Annotated in this window: 15 protein-coding genes; 9 read left to right on the top strand and 6 right to left on the bottom strand. The window is 42.8% G+C overall.

All coding sequences use genetic code 11. From position 1 onward, the window contains the following. Positions 1 to 371: 371 nt before the first annotated feature. Together R7P69_RS08085 and R7P69_RS08080 are read left to right on the top strand one after the other, a co-directional pair. Positions 372 to 530 carry a hypothetical protein gene (locus R7P69_RS08085; RefSeq protein ID WP_005377784.1) on the top strand — a complete coding sequence of 53 codons (159 nt, stop codon included), beginning with the start codon at positions 372 to 374 and terminating at the stop codon, positions 528 to 530. A gap of 31 nt (positions 531 to 561) precedes the next feature. Continuing rightward, positions 562 to 1,296 carry a chromosome partitioning protein ParA gene (locus R7P69_RS08080; protein WP_033905210.1) on the top strand — a complete coding sequence of 245 codons (735 nt, stop codon included), beginning with the start codon at positions 562 to 564 and terminating at the stop codon, positions 1,294 to 1,296. Between the two features lie 89 nt (positions 1,297 to 1,385). Here the strand turns inward: R7P69_RS08080 and R7P69_RS08075 are convergent, their stop codons facing one another. The 6 genes from R7P69_RS08075 to proV form a co-directional block, all read right to left on the bottom strand. Further along, complete coding sequence (locus R7P69_RS08075; RefSeq protein WP_005377782.1) at positions 1,386 to 1,769, bottom strand: hypothetical protein; 384 nt, start codon at positions 1,767 to 1,769, stop codon at positions 1,386 to 1,388. Between the two features lie 99 nt (positions 1,770 to 1,868). Then, on the bottom strand, positions 1,869 to 2,234 hold the full coding sequence (locus tag R7P69_RS08070; protein WP_017820936.1) for a VOC family protein: 366 nt from the start codon (positions 2,232 to 2,234) through the stop codon (positions 1,869 to 1,871). Between the two features lie 145 nt (positions 2,235 to 2,379). Next, the gene (locus R7P69_RS08065; protein ID WP_238952310.1) at positions 2,380 to 4,329 is read right to left on the bottom strand and encodes an LTA synthase family protein; all 1,950 of its coding nucleotides are present in this window, start codon (positions 4,327 to 4,329) and stop codon (positions 2,380 to 2,382) included. A 194-nt stretch (positions 4,330 to 4,523) separates the two neighbouring features. Then, positions 4,524 to 5,531: a glycine betaine/L-proline ABC transporter substrate-binding protein ProX gene (gene proX / locus R7P69_RS08060; RefSeq protein WP_005385703.1), complete on the bottom strand. Its 1,008-nt coding sequence runs from the start codon at positions 5,529 to 5,531 to the stop codon at positions 4,524 to 4,526. Next, positions 5,524 to 6,609: a glycine betaine/L-proline ABC transporter permease ProW gene (proW, locus tag R7P69_RS08055; RefSeq protein WP_005377778.1), complete on the bottom strand. Its 1,086-nt coding sequence runs from the start codon at positions 6,607 to 6,609 to the stop codon at positions 5,524 to 5,526. The genes proX and proW overlap by 8 nt, the downstream gene beginning before the upstream one ends. 4 nt (positions 6,610 to 6,613) lie before the next feature. Then, a complete protein-coding gene (proV, locus tag R7P69_RS08050) occupies positions 6,614 to 7,801 on the bottom strand; it encodes a glycine betaine/L-proline ABC transporter ATP-binding protein ProV (protein ID WP_005377777.1) in 1,188 nt (395 codons plus the stop codon). A 438-nt stretch (positions 7,802 to 8,239) separates the two neighbouring features. Between proV and R7P69_RS08045 the strand changes: the two genes are divergently transcribed. From R7P69_RS08045 to R7P69_RS08015, 7 genes are all read left to right on the top strand, one after another. Beyond that, positions 8,240 to 10,120, top strand: a complete 1,881-nt coding sequence (locus R7P69_RS08045; protein ID WP_258619078.1) for a DUF294 nucleotidyltransferase-like domain-containing protein — start codon at positions 8,240 to 8,242, stop codon at positions 10,118 to 10,120. After that, a complete protein-coding gene (locus R7P69_RS08040) occupies positions 10,120 to 10,866 on the top strand; it encodes a 3'-5' exonuclease (protein WP_017820938.1) in 747 nt (248 codons plus the stop codon). Before R7P69_RS08045 ends, R7P69_RS08040 begins: the two co-directional genes overlap by 1 nt. Positions 10,867 to 11,058: 192 nt before the next feature. Beyond that, complete coding sequence (locus R7P69_RS08035; RefSeq protein WP_238952312.1) at positions 11,059 to 12,717, top strand: BCCT family transporter; 1,659 nt, start codon at positions 11,059 to 11,061, stop codon at positions 12,715 to 12,717. 314 nt (positions 12,718 to 13,031) lie between these two features. Next, positions 13,032 to 13,565, top strand: a complete 534-nt coding sequence (gene ectA, locus R7P69_RS08030) for a diaminobutyrate acetyltransferase (RefSeq protein ID WP_005393379.1) — start codon at positions 13,032 to 13,034, stop codon at positions 13,563 to 13,565. Positions 13,566 to 13,599: 34 nt separating this feature from the next. After that, complete coding sequence (gene ectB, locus R7P69_RS08025; protein WP_017820939.1) at positions 13,600 to 14,865, top strand: diaminobutyrate--2-oxoglutarate transaminase; 1,266 nt, start codon at positions 13,600 to 13,602, stop codon at positions 14,863 to 14,865. A 14-nt stretch (positions 14,866 to 14,879) separates the two neighbouring features. Further along, the gene (locus R7P69_RS08020; protein ID WP_005377769.1) at positions 14,880 to 15,266 is read left to right on the top strand and encodes an ectoine synthase; all 387 of its coding nucleotides are present in this window, start codon (positions 14,880 to 14,882) and stop codon (positions 15,264 to 15,266) included. 87 nt (positions 15,267 to 15,353) lie between these two features. Continuing rightward, positions 15,354 to 16,775, top strand: a complete 1,422-nt coding sequence (locus R7P69_RS08015) for an aspartate kinase (RefSeq protein WP_238952313.1) — start codon at positions 15,354 to 15,356, stop codon at positions 16,773 to 16,775. The last annotated feature ends 128 nt before the right edge of the window (positions 16,776 to 16,903 follow it).

Raw genomic sequence — 16,903 nt, 5'->3', positions numbered from 1 at the left:
GTCATCATTAACGTGTGAACTCTATCATGTTTTTGGTCCATTTCAACACCCTATGTCAATTTATTTTCAATGAAATAACCTTATCTATTTTCATGAAGGTATGTTTGCCAATCTTTTTGTGCGAGTCACGGCATAAATAAAATTTATTGGGTTAGGGAATGGAACCCAAAAACACTTCAGAACGATAAATGTGTTTCGATCGTTACGACATAAGTTATTCAATTAAGGACACAAAATTGATTAAAATCGGAGCACTTATTTTAAAATCTACGCTAAGTTGACCTTATGGTACGTATAAATGGGTTACAATGAATCTTTGTGAAACAGTCTACGGACCTAGGCAGTTTTTCATGAGTGGACAAGGAGGCGGTATGACCAGATTATTAGCCATTGCGGTGTTGATTGCAGTAGCATTTGTGCTGTTTCGTTATCGAACCAATGAAAAAGTCCAAAAAGCGACCGTTATAACATTAATTGGCGCATTTCTGATTTATACAGCATCAATTATGTTTGCGGAATTGATCCGCTAGCAAAGTAAAAGAGTCCTTGGAGTAGTATACGGTGAGTTCTCAGAACAAAATGGAAGAGCAAGACGACGTAGTTGTCATTGAAGAGCGTGACAAACGTACGCATATCTATATCGCAATCGCTGCGGTGTTAGGCTTGGCATTTGGTGGCCTTGTTGGATCGGTTGTCACTGCGAACAAGTGGGAATCGACTTACCACGTATTAGAAGAAAAGTATCAAGCACTAACGCAAGATAAAACCCAGTTGGAATCTCAAGTAAAAGTGCGTGAAGAGGCGCTTGACCAAGAAATACAAAACCAAGTTAGTGAGTTACTTGCCGCGAAAGACGAAGCGCACCAGAAAGCACTTAAGAAGTTGCAAAAGCAATTGACTGAGGTCGAGAAGGTTAACTTGTCACTAGAGTCTCAATTGAAGCAGCAGGCAGATAAGATCAACACGACGAAGTCAGAAAATGAGAAGTTGAGTCGTCAAGCGGATATGCAAGCGACTATGTTTGAGCGGTCCCGCGAAGTATTCCAGAAAGAGCTGAAAATTTCGCAAGAATTAGAGTCTCTCGAGAAAGAACGGTCGAAATTATTACCTAAGATTGAGAAACTCAAGAAAGAGTGTGACGTATTTTTAGAAGGCAAATCTTGGGACGTGAAGTCGGACGCGTGTGATAAACATGATGAAGCTAATTCACGACTAAGTCAGGTCGATCAAATGATTGAAGTCTATAAAATGGACCTCAAACAAATCAAAGCAATAACGGAAGATATCGGCCTTTAAGTCTTTTGTATCCGGTTTTGAAAAGCAAAAGGAGCTCTTTAAGAGCTCCTTTTTCGTTGTTAGCTATGACTTTTAGCCTGTCGCGTATATTAGATTCGTGAGGCGTCATAGCCTGAGGCGAGCAGGAGCTCTCGTTCGTGTTTAATCAGCTGAGCTCGATCTTCAATTAGTTCATTGAGTGCTTGAGATGGCTTACCTGCTAATGCTTTGAACGAAGCAAAAGATTCCGCGGTGTCGATTTTATCAATCATCTGACTGATGACATTACGAGCCTCACACGGGTTACTCGTCGTTGTAAAGTATTCTACTTGCTTTGCTGCCGATTTCATCTCAGTTAATAGCTCAAGCGGGCTACTTTCTTTGGCTACTGCCATGTAGTTATCCAGCACGCGCTTTGCATAAAGCAGTTCTTTGAGGGGGATATCTCTTCCGCTCTCGATTAGGGATTCGCTAAGGATCATACTTGAGCTCATGGGCATTCCTTCTTATTACTACGCCGCTTTTGATGTTTCCTTGAGTCTAATTTATTGAAGTCACATTGGGAATGGGTAAAAAGCATTTTTAACGCATTTTTATTCATTTATGAAAACACGAATGCGATGCTTATCTGGATCGATAGCCATAAAATTTAACCCATACACTGATGTCGCTGGTGGTTGAACAAACTCAACACCTAGGTCTTTCCAGCGCTTGTAAATGCGCTCTAACGTATGCCTGTTGGGCACTGATAAAGACAGCTCGGTGCCACCACCTCTAATTCCGCTGTGGGGTGAAAGATTATCTCTTTGCTTGAGTGTCAACGTTAAGCCTTCGGTCATTGGAATAGCGGCAAAGGTTGGAGACAACTGCGTGACTTTGCGTTCGAACAGTTTCGAATAAAAAACTTGGCTTATGTGGATGTCCTCAACGTAGAGAACGAATGAATTGATAGTCAGCATGGTTTGTTCCTTAATCAATTAGAAATAGTAGGGGCAATCTAACGTAAAGGAACGACAGGAGTTGTCAGTAGAACATTCCCGAGGTGAGTGACAGAATAAGAAAAAGGAGCCGTTTAGCTCCTTTTTATCAGCGGAATCATTGGTATTAATGAGTGTGTTTGGAAGAATACCAGTTGTTTTGATACGCTTTAGATGCAAATAATGCGTTTGCTTTTGCACGCTCGATAATAGACTCGTCCACCTCTAGCGGCTTCATGGTTTGGTCTTTAAAGTCGTACGTCAGGGTCGATACCTTTTCACCAGGGGAAAGCACAACGAGATTGTCGCGCGTTAAATAACCAAAGTTTTTGTCGTATTGCATCATTGCGCGTTCATCTTCGCGAGCCAGTGGCTTCGTTAAATCACGACCAATCATCGGTGTTTTAGCATCTACCCCAATCAGAGATAACAGTGTAGGCGGCATGTCTATGTTGTTTGCTATGCGGTCATCTTTACGTGGTTGAATGCCTTTACCAAGGATCAATGCTGGAATGTGAAAGTGCTTAACCGGAACAAGGTTAGCGCCAGAAACACGTGCATCATGATCTGCAATTACAATGAAAATGGTATCATCCCAATAAGATGACTTTTTCGCCTTTTCAAAGAAAGTGCCCAAAGCGTAATCGGAATATTTTACGGCGTTGTTACGTGTCATATATTCTGAATCGTATGGCTCAATTTTGCCTTTCGGATACTCATAAGGGCTATGATTACTTGACGTAAAAACTAAGCTAAAGAAAGGTTTGTCGCTTTTTGAAAGGCGTTCAAACTCTTCGTTTGCTTTGTTATATAGATCTTCATCACTAACCCCCCAAGAGCCAACAAAGCTTGGGTTGTTATAATCATCTTCTTCTACTATTTGATCAAAACCGTTACCAAAGAAGAAAGTTTTCATGTTGTCAAAGTTGGCTTCACCGCCGTAAATAAATTGCGTGTGATAGCCTTGAGCTTTTAGTAAGTCCGCGATAGTAAAGAAACCCGTTTGGCTTTTACTCAGCTTCACTACAGCGCGAGACGGAGATGGAGGAAAGCCCGTGGTTACGGCTTCAATTCCACGAACAGAACGAGTACCAGTGGCGTACATTTGTGTGAACTGCCAACCTTCCTTCATGAGTTCATCAAGGTTTGGTGTTAGAGGCAAACCACCCAAAGCACCGACAAATTGGGCGCCTAAGCTTTCTTGTAGCAAAATCACTAAGTTTTTATGTTTACCCTGGTAAGTCGCGGGGTTACTGTTCATGGTTGGGAGTAATGAAGGGGTGAAGTCGGACTTTGTTGATGAAGTGCGAACTAATTCCAACATCTTTTGAGTGTCCATTTTTCCGTAGAACTGCTCAGCACTCTTTTCTGACTTCATGCTATTAACCGCAAACAACAATGAGTAAGATGAGTTCAGTGCTAAGTCGTTAAGCAGTGGATCGTTAGAAAAGGCGACCATAGCAGGATTTAGCGGGCGGTGCCCTAAAGATGAGCGAGCACCTGCAACCCCAAAAAGAACAACGAAAAGTGCCAATAGTGGTCGCCATTTCCAGTTGACCTGCTGCGCCTTATCGGTCAGTTTCTTACTCCACTTCCAACCTAAAGTGATGGTTAAAACTGTACCTAACGCACCAATAAACAGTTCTAATTTGTAGCCAGTCCAGAGCATACTCAAGACTTCTTTTGGGTAGATTAAGTATTCCACAAACAGGCGGTTTGGACGTAGGTCGTATTCCTGAATGAATGGCGCTGTTGCTAGCTCCATGTATACAAGCACCCAAAGCCCTAAAACCATCCATATGCGTAATATTCGCTTCCAACACTCTCCCATCTTACCGGTTAATGGCATGAAGGTTGAAAACAGTGCTGGAAGAATAAATAACCAGCAAAGCGTTGCAATATCTACGCGCAAACCTTGACCTAGGATGTAAATTAAGTCGTTTAGAGAGTCAATACGGTCAATCTGCCAAAAAGCTAGCAAAACTCTTGAGATAGACAGAAATAGAAGCGAAAACAAAGAAAAGGCAGCAATTGGCTGCAAAGGCCCCCACACAGAGCTCTTTGATAAGTTTTTCATATTTATTCGAATAGTTTAATTGTTATGTTGTGTTGTTTTTAGCAAAGCAAGCGTGAAATAAACGTGAATTATAATGTGGGTTTATGGTCGAGTAGTGTAAGTGTTGGTATGTCTATGTAAGGGGGAGGGGCGTTTGTGTAAAAAAAGAGCCAGTTGATAACACCAACTGGCTCTAGAGGTTGATAAAGGCATGATTACATTGCGGCTTTCTTCGCTTCTTCGACCCATGCGTCGAACTTTTTCTGGTTCGCTTTGATCCAGCCATTTACATGAGACTCGATGTCCGCTGAGCTGTTCTTACCTTGGCTCATCATCATATTCTGAGCACTAACATCATTGATATTTAGTTTGATGATTTCAAACAGCTTTGCAGCAGCAGGGTTGTTTTCTGTAAACTCTTTATTTGCAACGATGCGCATAGAGTTCATCTCGAAGCCGTAGTTCTTACCGTTCTCTAGTGTCGTATCAATGTCCTTACGCTCACCAGGAAGTGAAGAGAATGGCACTTCTAACCACACAACATCTTTCCCTGGAACTAAAACGCCACTTACCCAGTACGGTGTCCAAGTGTAGTAAAGAATCGGATCGCCTTTTTTGTAACGTGAGATTGTATCAGCGATAATCGCCGCGTAGTTACCTTGGTTGTGTGTTACTGTGTCACGAAGTTTGAAAGCATCCAACTGATGTTCAACAACCATTTCACAACCCCAACCTGGGTTGCAGCCAGTTAAGTCCGCTTTGCCATCGCCGTTTGCATCGAATAGCTTCGCCAATTTTGGATCTTTTAACTGACCAATGTTCGTGATGTTATATTTTTCCGCGGTTTTCTTATCGATCAAATAACCTTGCGCAGCACCACTTACGTATTGGCCTTTACGGAAGAACTTATCATCACCGCCAGACATCGTGTACTTATCGGCGTGAAGAGGGAACCAACCAACCGCTAAGAAAGTAGCATCACCTTTAGCAATAGAGGTGTAGCCTACGTTGTAGTCCACTTCTTTGGTCGGTTTAACATCGTAACCAAGCTCTTCAAGTGCGCGGTTTACGATCAACGTTTGAAATGTTTCTTCTGCAACGGTTGATTGAACAGGCTGAACAGTGACACCTTCACCCGGTAGTTCACTTGCCACACCATAAGTTGAAAATGCGATAGTACTTAGAGCTCCAACAGAGAGCGCTTTCTTCCATGAATTATTCATTGATGTTTCTCCTAAGTTTTAGATCGTCTTGGTTCGTCTTTGTTTTCAGTTTTAATAGGTATGAAACAGGACCTGTGTGATACCAGCGAAGTTTAGTGTTGCCCGCATTAACCCCTAACACCTGGGTGATACGGTCTAACAAAATCGCAAGAATAACGATGCCTAAGCCACCAACGGCAGCAAGACCCATATCAAGTCGGCCAATACCACGAAGTACCATTTGGCCTAAGCCGCCAACAGCAATCATTGAAGCAATCACTACCATAGAAAGTGACAGCATTAAGGTTTGGTTTACACCTGCCATGATGGTTGGTAACGCCAACGGTAACTGGATGCGATAAAGCATCTGTTTTTTGTTTGCCCCGAAAGAGTGGCCAGCTTCGATAAGCTCTTCAGGTACTTGCTGAATACCCAAAATAGTCAGGCGCACAACGGGAGGCAGGGCGAAAATGATCGTTACTACTACGCCAGGAACGTTACCAATACCAAACAACATAACAATTGGCACAAGGTAAACGAACGCGGGAGTCGTTTGCATTGCATCTAATATTGGCCTAACAAATTTGGCAGCGGTTTGGCTCCTTGCCAACCATATCCCCATTGGTAGCCCTATAAGCAAACAGAAGAAAACGGCGGTTAACACCAGTGCTAGCGTTGTCATCGCTTGTGACCACGCACCAATTAGGCCGATGAAAACAAGGGATACAAGAGTAGAAAAACCAAGTTTTACATTGGAAAACTGCCACGCTAGCAAAAATAAAATGAGTACCATTATAGGCGCAGGTGTAGACACCAAAGCAGTTTCAAACGACGTTAGAATAAAGTCGATTGGAACTCGTATTGCTTGGAAAACAGGTCGACCATGTTCCACCAGCCAGTTCAAACCGGACTCTACCCAGCTATCGAGGGGTAAAACCGCATCTTGGAATGGGTTCATAATATCGAATGGTGCTTGCTCTACAGTTTCTGAGTTGAGCCAATCATTACTTGGCGCGGCCTCTGTACCTTGCGACCAAGGATCATCTTGCGCAGGAGCAGTATTTGACCAGGGATCATTGTTAGTTTGCTCTGAAGACATCGTGTTAATCCTTATCTAGTGTTTGTAGAAGACGTGATTTAGTCACGACACCAAAGTAAGTTCCTTTCTCATCTACGACAGGCACGGCATAAGGAACACCAGCAACCAGACCCAAAATGTCATTAATTGACTGATCAGGCTGAAGAGTAACTTCATCCGGTAATTGAGCACTGGCTAACGAACGGTTTTCTTTATGAGCCAAACGTAGTGAATCAAGAGATACGATGCCGGAATATCGGCTAGATTTATCGACGACAATACCGTAATCACGGTCGTGATCCATCAGAATCTGCATCGCAGAGCCTGGACCGTCATTTTCCGATTTCTTAAAAACAGCCGCTGGCTTCTTGCGCGCGATATCTTTTGCTGTCAAGACACTTGCGATGTTTACGCCGCGGAAAAACGCTTCGACATAATCATTTGCTGGACTGTGTAATATTTCATCAGGTGTACCAACCTGAACAACCTCACCGTTTTGCATGATGGCGATACGGTCGCCAATGCGCATTGCTTCATCCAAATCATGAGAAATGAAGACAATTGTGCGTTTGTCATCGTTCTGTAGACGAATAAGCTCATCTTGCATCTCAGAACGGATCAATGGGTCTAAAGCGGAAAACGCCTCATCCATTAATAGGATGTCTGGATCACAAGCTAACGCTCTCGCTAAACCAACGCGCTGTTTCATACCACCGGATAATTCGTCAGGGAAAGATTCTGCATAAGGGTCTAAACCCACTCTTTCTAAGGCGGAAAGGGCACTTTTCTGACGCTCATTAACGTCGATGCCGGCAAGTTCTAAACCAAAGGCGGCATTTTCAATCACCGTCATGTGTGGCATGAGTGCGAAACTTTGAAACACCATTGAGATATTGTTACGACGAACTTCTCGAAGTTCATTTTCGGAGATGTGGGCGATATCTCTTCCTTTGAGATAAACACTACCTTTAGTCGGCTCAATGAGCCGGTTAAGAAGTCGAACAAGGGTGGATTTCCCGGAGCCAGAAAGGCCCATGATTACGAAAATTTCCCCTTCATTTATGGTGAGAGATACATCGTTTACGCCGACTGTTAAACCTGTCTGTTCAAAAATACCGTCTTTATCGACGCCTTTGTCGATAAGCGAGAAGGCTCTCTCTGGGTCTTCTCCAAACACTTTATACAGTCCCTTAACTTCCAGTATGGGATCCATGTTATCTGTCCTTTTTCGTGTGTTTATAACTGTTTAACGATTTGTACTCTAATTAATTTTAGTTCAACTTTCAACGAAAGGGGGTTGGTTAACTAGTTCTGCCGTGCATAGAGAGTTCGTTGAGCAAGGTATGTTCAGTTCTTATTTTTTATATTTAAAACAATTGCTTGTGATGTATTTTTATCCGCCATAACGTTGCCCTGACGTAGGGTTGAATTTATTTTGAATTTTTTTGTACATTTCAACTCAACTCGCTTGCATAGATATAAGCTTTGATAGCTTAGAACTCTACATATAAAAAGGTTAGAGCTCTAATTTTTGATTAAGACTTGGTCCTGTGAAATCGGTTAGGTACTGTTATCCTTAGATTTATTTATTGCTTGATTTCACTCAGGGTGATATTTATCGCTGTAGTTTAGGCAACGTATGGAATAAAAAATGGAAGCCGAACAGTTAGAAGTGCTCAATTTCATTAGCCAGTACCCACCTTTTGATGACCTACCTGAAGAGCAGCTTAGAAAAATTGCTCTCAATGCCGAGGTTGCATACTTTCGGCAAGGAACAAAAATCCTTAACTTCGGAGATACGATCCGCGACTTGTATATGGTGAGAAGTGGGGCGGTAGAGATTTATCGACGTAAAGGTGAACTTTACAACAGGATTGATGCTGGTGGACTGTTTGGTCAGATGGGGTTGTTGATGAACAACCGCGTACGTATGCCAGCCAAAGCGATAGAAGACACTCTCGTTTACTGTATTCCGGAAAACATCTTCAATGAACTTTGTGATGAGTTTGAAAACTTTGCGGACTACATGGAACTGGAAGATAGCGCGCGTTTGCGAAGCGCAATATCTAGCCGCTCCGAAAGCAATGACTTTACCACCGCTAAGGCACGTAAAATCTTAGCAAGAGATCCAGTAACTCTGGAGGCAACGGCTTCAATTCAGGAAGCTGCGATACTAATGGCAGAGGAAAATGTCACCTCTCTGCTCATTATTCGCCCGACAGAGGAGCTCACAGAAGAAGATGATGAACAGCTGCTTGGAATATTGACTGATCGCGATCTTTGCATTCGCGTACTAGCTCAAGGTATTGATACCAATATTCCAGTGAGTGAGGTCATGAGTTATGACGTGGTTTCATTGGATTATAACGCCTATGTGTTTGAGGCCATGTTAACCATGTTGCGTTACAACGTGCATCATTTACCAATTTTAAAAGATAAAAAGCCGATAGGAATTATTGGCATGACGGACATCGTTCGTTACGAATCTCAGAACAGCCTATTGCTAGTGAGCTCTATTTTTCAGCAAACCAGTGTCGAGGATCTCAAGCAGGTTTCTGAACAAGTAAAAGACTGTTTCGTAAGAATGGTCAATGAAGATGCCAACGCGCACATGATTGGTCGAGCCATGTCGGTTATAGGCAGTAGTTTCAAACAACGCCTCGCTGAATTAGCTGAGCAAGAGTTCGGCCCAGCGCCCATTCCTTATTGTTTAGTCGCAATGGGTTCAATGGCGAGGGATGAGCAGCTAATTGTAACGGATCAAGATAACGCCCTTATTCTCGATAACAGTTATGACGTTGAGATTCACGGAGAGTACTTTGAAAAGTTTGCTAAATTTGTTTGTGATGGTTTAGCGGCATGCGGCTATGCTTATTGTACTGGAGACATTATGGCTACCAACCCAGAATGGCGAAAAACTCGTGCAGAATGGGAAGAATGCTTTGGAAACTGGATAGACAATCCAACCCCTGAGAGATTGTTAAATAGTAATATCTTTTTTGATCTCCTCGGTGTGCATGGGCGAGTGAAATGGGCGGAGCAATTAAGCAGCTTTATTGTGAGACGAGCGAAAAGAAATAACCGCTTTCTTGCTTGTATGGCGTATAACGCAATACGTAGGACGCCTCCACTGGGCTTTTTCAAAGACTTTGTGATGGAGAAAGATGGTCGTCATCGCAACTCGATTAACTTGAAGCGAAGGGGGACGGCTCCGTTGGCCGATTTAATACGGGTGCATTCTCTGGCAATCGGTTCGCGATCGCAAAACTCTTTCGACCGTTTAGATGACATTAATGATGCTGGCATTTTACCGAAAGGTCGAGGTTTGGATTTAAGGGATGCGATGGAGCTAATCTACATGGTTCGAATTCGTCACCAAGCCCTTGATATAGAAAATAGAGAAGAGCCAGACAACAATATTGAGCCGGAGAACATGTCTGAATTTGAACGTCGAAACTTAAAAGCAGCATTTCAAATTCTAAGTAACGCTCAGAACTTCATTAAGTTTCGATACCAGAGAAGTAGCAAATAATGTGGTTCTCAAAAAAAGTAGAAAAAGAACAGCCGTTGTTGGATACATCCCAGACGCCAGAGTGGTCAATGTTGTTCAAACAACTAGCTAAAGAAGCGAAAGACGAGAGGCTCAAACGCTACTATTCGACACCGATGGTTAATGGGGAAACACCAATTGAACAAGTGCCATTTGTCTCGGTAGACTTTGAGACAACAGGATTGAACTCGGAAGAGGATGTCATTCTCACGATCGGACTTGTGCCGTTCACTATTGATCGTGTTCAATGTAATGGTTCTGCTCATTGGGTCGTTAACCCAAACAGAGAGTTAAACCACGAGTCTGTCATTATTCACGGTATCACTGACTCTGAGGTTAAAAACGCGCCGCAGCTGTCTCAGATCTTGGGTGAAATATTGGATGCGTTGTCAGGCAAAGTGGTACTTGTTCACTACAAGAACATTGAAAGGCAGTTCTTTAATAACGCCTTGCTAAATAGCATCGGAGAGGGGATACAGTTTCCTGTTGTTGATACGTTAGATATTGAGTATGCGATACAACGCCGTGAATGCAGAGGTTTTATCAATAAGTTGAAAGGCAAGAAACCCGGTTCTGTACGATTAGGGCACGCTCGTGAAAGATATGGCCTCCCTGCTTATCAACCTCACCATGCCCTGACGGATGCGTTAGCAACTGCGGAGCTGTTTCAAGCACAACTGCAGTATCACTTTAATCGAAACATGCCAATATCTTCGGTTTGGCAATAGGCGTTATTTATGGTGAAAACAATAAAATGCAATGAGAGATAGGGGGCTTTAAGATTATGATGACGGATTGAGTAACCGCTTATAAGAACAATGTTTTATGAACATGTGCTTGGTAGTGATGAAGACGTTTCATTACTCGAACTCCGACGAAAGTAATTTAAACTTGGTCACGTATTTTTAAGGAGATTATCCGTGAGCACCGATAATAACGGTGGCATTCAACGCCCCGATGGAAAAGTAAACGCAATAGATACTGACTATCAAATTGGTCAGGATAACGTTGCGCTAAAGGTAGGCCCATTTGGCCTTGATATTCACAACCGTGTTTTTGCAATTTCTGGCTTAGCAATCGTCATGTTTGTTGTGATAACACTATTATTCCGAGAACAGGTAGAGCCGTTTTTTGCAGACCTACGAGCGGGTTTGTTACACAATTTAGACTGGTTTTTTCTCGCTTCAGGTAATATTTTTGTCATTGTCTGTGTCGGATTGATCTTCACACCATTGGGCCGTGTGCGAATCGGTGGTACTGAAGCAACACCGGATTACTCCTATGCCGGATGGTTGGCAATGCTATTTGCTGCAGGTATGGGCATTGGTCTCGTATTCTTCGGTGTATCAGAACCGATGTCCCATTTTAGTTCTGCGATTGGTGGCGTGAGCGTTGAGAATGGTGTACGTACTGACTGGGCACCGCTAGGTGGTGCAGAGGGCGATGCAACTGCAGCTTCGGCATTAGGGATGGCTGCGACGATTTACCACTGGGCACTTCATCCGTGGTCAATATACGCGCTCTTGGCTCTTGGACTGGCTATCTTTTCATTTAACAAAGGTTTGCCACTCACCATGCGCTCAATTTTTTACCCTTTGTTTGGTGAGCGTGTATGGGGTTGGACTGGTCATATTATCGATATTCTTGCAGTGGTAGCGACGGTTTTTGGTTTAGCAACATCGCTAGGCTACGGTGCGTCTCAAGCCGCAACGGGTTTGAACTTCCTGTTTGATGTCCCAATGACCAATACCACGCAGGTTATATTGATTATTGGTATTACTGCGCTCGCTTTAATCTCTGTTGTGGCTGGACTCGATAAGGGCGTGAAAATCTTATCTGAAATCAACATGGGTCTTGCAGCGCTGCTATTGCTATTTGTTATTGTTGTTGGCCCGACGATTGCGATTTTAACTGGTTTCTTCGAGAACATCGTTTCCTATGTGGCTAATATCCCTGCCTTATCTATGCCATTTGGACGAGAGGATGTGAATTACTCTCAAGGCTGGACGGCGTTTTACTGGGCGTGGTGGATTTCTTGGTCACCATTTGTGGGTATGTTCATCGCACGTGTGTCTCGCGGTCGTTCAGTTCGTGAGTTTATTATTTGCGTTATTCTTATCCCATCTTCAGTTTGTGTGTTATGGATGACGGCTTTTGGCGGTAACGCAATTAGCCAATACGTTAATGATGGCTACGAGGCGGTGTTTAACGCAGAACTACCTTTAAAACTTTTTGCCATGTTAGATGTTATGCCATTGGCTGAGATAACATCTTTTGTCGGCATTATCTTAGTCGTGGTGTTCTTCATTACCTCTTCTGACTCAGGATCACTGGTTATTGATACTATTGCTGCGGGCGGTAAGGTCGATGCACCAACGCCACAACGCGTGTTCTGGTGTACGTTTGAAGGTTTGGTTGCGATTGCATTGATGTTGGGTGGTGGTCTAGCTGCTGCTCAAGCAATGGCGGTGACGACTGGTTTACCATTTACTATTGTTTTGCTTGTTGCAACGGTATCTTTGATAAAAGGTTTGATGGATGAACCTCGTCCAAAGGCGGTTTCTAATAAATCAAAATAACTAGTATCAGCAATTAAATTATTGATAAAAGCGGTATGCGAAAGCATGCCGCTTTTTTTTGGATTTCTATTTTTCTCTGAGAAATGAACAGCATGGAAAATGGTCTTATTCTGGTTGTTTTTTGTACTGCGTATTTAGGTGACTATTTAATAAATTAGACCTCGAACTATTTTAACTTTTGGTTAATAGGCTTGTTTTTGTGATGTGTGTCACAAAAATACCGATAAAAAGGCGGATTATTTGATTTTTAGTCGCGAGGGATGCCCATAATAAAAAGGAAATTTAATTAGACCTCAAAGGATATGTATTTTCACATGATCACATCAGCACCTTGGGTCCTTTATCCAGAGATTGGAGAAGACTCAAGTAAAAAATGGATTTTTCGTGAGCCTAAAATCTCTGATGGTGACGACATTTACAGCTTGATTGCAGACTGTCCTCCATTGGACATGAACTCATCTTATTGCAATTTCCTACAGTCTACGCATTTCAGCAAAACCAGTATTTTGGTTGAGCAAAAAGGCGAAATCGCAGGTTTCATTTCCGGTTATCAGAAACCAGACGAGCAAGACGTTTTATTTGTCTGGCAAGTTGCAGTCTCACCTCGCTTTAGAGGTCATGGTTTAGCATTCCGCATGTTGAAAGAACTTCTCACCCGAGAGGAATTAGGCGGTGTTAAATCGGTAGAAACTACCATCACGGAAGATAATAAAGCCTCTTGGGCACTGTTCAAAAAGTTAGATGCGATGAACGGCAATTCTGGCCAAGTAAGCACATTTTTGGATGAAGAAGCCCACTTTAAAGGCAAACACGATACAGAGTATTTGTATCGCATTCCTCTCAAATAATCCTCAAACAATAGGAATTAAAAACGGTCTCATCATGGATATTTTCAAAAAGCAGGAATCCAACGTACGCTCATATTCAAACAATTTCCCGGTCGTTTTTCGTAAAGCGAAAGGCTGCTGGCTAGAAACAGAACAAGGTGAACGATACTTAGACTTCCTTGCTGGAGCGGGATCTCTAAATTATGGCCATAACAATCCAGTACTAAAACAAGCGTTGCTTGAGTACATTGAAATGGACGGTATTACTCACGGTTTGGATATGCACTCAGAAGCGAAAGCATCGTTTCTGGAAGCGTTGGATACTTACATCCTTAAACCAAGAAACTTGGATTACAAGGTTCAGTTTACGGGCCCAACAGGTACTAACGCTGTTGAGGCGGCATTGAAGCTGGCTAAAAAAGTAAAAGGCCGCGACAGCGTCGTTGCGTTTACTAACGGTTTCCATGGTTGTACTGCTGGCGCACTGGCTGCAACGGGTAACCAGCATCACAGACAAGGTAACGGTTCTAGTCTAAGTAACGTCACTCGTATTCCATTTGAAGGTTACGCTGGCGTAGATGGTCTTGCGCTGTTCGAAACCATGCTAAATGATAACTCTGCAGGTATGGATAAACCAGCCGCTGTACTTCTTGAAACTGTGCAGGGTGAAGGTGGTTTAAATGCTGCTTCAAACGAGTGGTTACAACGTTTGAGCAAAATCTGTAAAGCCAATGACATTCTTGTGATTGTCGATGACATTCAAGCAGGTTGTGGACGTACCGGTACTTTCTTTAGTTTCGAGCCGTCTGGTATCCAACCGGATATCGTGACGCTATCGAAGTCGATCGGTGGTTACGGTTTGCCGATGGCTGTCGTATTACTTAAGCCTGAGCTTGACCAGTGGAAGCCAGGCGAGCATAACGGTACGTTCCGTGGCAATAATCACGCCTTTATTACTGCGGCAAAAGCACTAGAAATTTACTGGGCAAACGATGATTTTGAAACACACATCAAGCAGTGTTCAGACAAGGTAAGTGCTGTTATTGACCGTTGTGTTCGTCGCTTTCCACAAATGTTTGTGCAGAAAAAAGGCCGCGGCATGATGGTTGGTATTGAATGTATCAATGGTGACATGGCATCTGAAATTGCGAAAAACTGTTTCGAGAATGGAATGGTGATAGAGACAGCGGGTCCAGACGATGAAGTTGTGAAGTTCTTCTGTCCACTAACTATCAGCGAATCAGAGCTAGATCAAGGACTAAGCATCTTTGAAAATGCAGTAGAGACTATCGCTGCGAAACATTTCAAACAAGCATCTTAATAAGGATTTTAATTATGATCGTCAGAACTCTAGATGAATGCCGCAACAGCGAACGACGTGTTGTTTCAGATAACTGGGAAAGTGTCCGCATGTTGTTGAAAGACGACAACATGGGTTTCTCTTTCCACATCACAACGATTTATGAAGATACAGAAACTCATATTCACTATCAAAACCACCTTGAATCGGTGTTTTGTATGAGTGGTGAAGGTGAGATTGAAGTTGTAGGTGGAGAAACGTACCCAATTAAACCAGGTACATTATACATCCTTGATAAACACGATGAGCACTACTTGAGAGCTTATAAGAATAAAGAAATGGTAATGGCGTGTGTGTTTAACCCACCGATTACTGGCGCTGAAGTGCACGATGAAAACGGTGTTTATCCTCTCGTTGACTAAAAGATGATGGTGGGGTGCTTTGCCACCCCACACTTAACTATCTCTTCTTTTTTCTTTTTAAAGTTACCAATCAAAAAAAGGCTTATCATGACATTTACCGTAGAAAAAATCGGCGGTACATCAATGACAGCATTTGATGCTGTTCTCGACAATATTATTCTTCGTCCCAAAACACCATACAATCGTATTTTTGTCGTATCTGCATACGGTGGTATGACCGATGCGCTGCTTGAGTGTAAAAAAACCAGTAAACCAGGCGTTTATCAGCTTATCGCGAAACGCGACGACAAATGGGAAGAAGCGTTAGCGTACGTTGAAAGCCGTATGTTGCTGACCAATGAAAATATTTTTGCGGACCCAATGAATCGTATCCGTGCGGATAAATTCATTCGCTCCCGCATTGCTGAAGCGAAAAACTGTATCGCGAATATTTTAGAAACCTGTCAGTACGGTCAATTTTCGTTGCGCCAGTACTTGCCTCAAATTCGAGAGTTTCTCTCGTCTATCGGTGAGGCACATAGTGCTTACAACACAGCACTAAAACTAAAAAATATGGGTATTAACGCTAAGTTCGTTGACCTGTCTGGTTGGGATAATCAAGCGCCAAGAAGCCTTGATGAGTCGATCAGTGACGCGTTTGCTGATATCGATGTATCAAAAGAACTGCCAATCGTGACAGGTTATGCTTACTGTAAAGAGGGCCTAATGCACACTTATGACCGAGGTTATAGTGAGATGACATTTAGCCGAATTGCAGCAATAACAAAAGCGGATTTAGCAGTAATTCACAAAGAGTACCACTTGAGCTCAGCAGACCCACGCGTTGTTGGTCCTAAAAAAGTATTACCAATTGGTAGTACAAACTATGACGTAGCAGACCAACTTGCGAACCTTGGCATGGAAGCGATTCACCCAAATGCCGCTGCGGGTTTGCGTGAAAGTGGTATTGAGCTACAGATTAAAAATACATTCGAACCTGAACACGAAGGTACTTTGATCTCTTCAAGCTACCGCCCAGAAGAAGACAAAGTCGAGATTATCGCAGGTAAAGAAAAAGTATTTGCACTGCATTTGTTTGACCAAGCAATGGTGGGAAAAGCCGATAACGTTAGTTATGAATTGATGGAAATCATCTCCGATGCTCGTGTAAGTTTGGTTGGTAAAGAGATGAACGCGAACTCTATTACTTATTATCTAGGTGGCAGTACTGATAGCTTAAACAAAGTATTGTATAAAGCCGAGAAACGTTATCCGAATGCCTCGATTAAAGGCCGTATGGTCGCGCTTATCTCAGCCATCGGTTCACAAATTGATACCAACAAGACGTTGGCAAAAGGTGTACTTGCATTGATGAATAATGGTGTTACGCCAGTTGCACTGCACTCATCATTGAGAAATGTAAATGTGCAATTTGTTGTCAGTGATAAGGAATACCAGCACGCGATTTGCGCATTGCATGATGAGTTTTTCCAAAGTAGCAGTTTAGCTAAATCGGTTAATGTGGCTTAGTTTATCCACGGTTAAAATACAAAGGAGAGCAGGTTAGCTCTCCTTTTTTTGTTTTCAGCCCTAAACCACCTACTTCAGTAGGTGGTTATCATCCGTTTCGGCTTTGCCTGTAAAACTACTCATGCTAA

This window comes from Vibrio sp. 661 (assembly GCF_033339315.1).
Taxonomy (GTDB): Bacteria; Pseudomonadota; Gammaproteobacteria; order Enterobacterales; family Vibrionaceae; genus Vibrio; species Vibrio alginolyticus.
This window is presented reverse-complemented; position numbering and strand designations above follow the sequence as displayed.